Origin of the sequence: Brachyspira pilosicoli (assembly GCF_008016535.1) — a bacterium.
In the GTDB taxonomy this organism is placed as follows: Bacteria; Spirochaetota; Brachyspiria; order Brachyspirales; family Brachyspiraceae; genus Brachyspira; species Brachyspira pilosicoli_A.
The window spans coordinates 1-556 of record NZ_SAXY01000109.1 but is presented as its reverse complement, the minus strand read 5'-3'; the positions used below and the strand labels follow the sequence as shown (position 1 = coordinate 556).

Sequence of the window (556 nt, the reverse complement as noted above, 5' to 3'; positions counted from 1 at the left end):
TGTGTATATTCTTTTAATTTTTCTCTCAATAATTCTACTGTGATATTTTTATTCAAGTGTATACAATTCTCTTTCGTCTATGCCGTGTACTCTTTCTACTACGCCATTGTATCTTGGTGTTGCTACAGGAATATATCTTCTCTCTAATTTATTTTTCAAGCAGTATTCATCAAAAATATTGATTTTAGAGGTATTGATACAGCGATAAGTATATTCTATACCATTGTCTGTTTGTATAGCTTGTATCCTAAAAGGTGAAGTTTTAAATACATATTTTAAGAAAGATAAAGCACTATAAGGTGTTTTATCCTCATAGATTTGCCTCCAACTATAGCGTGTAGCTAAATCGACAGCAGTGAATTGATAAACTGTTTTTCTGCCTAATTTGATATATTTTACCGAAGGTACGCAAGGCGGTGTCTATTTGAACTATTTTGCCTTCTTTTTGTATTTTAGAGACAAATTTTCGTTTATCATATCGCTTCTTTTTCTTTTTTATTTTGTATCTCCAAAGATTATTTCTTTTTAGTACATTCTCTATAGCTGTAACACCTAT

General features: G+C 30.0%; 1 protein-coding gene. It reads right to left on the bottom strand.

Annotation, left to right across the window (positions count from 1 at the left end; translation table 11 throughout):
- Positions 1–328: 328 nt before the first annotated feature.
- A partial coding sequence (locus EPJ72_RS13150) for a hypothetical protein (RefSeq protein WP_158636911.1) occupies positions 329–556 on the bottom strand: 228 nt, incomplete at its 5' end.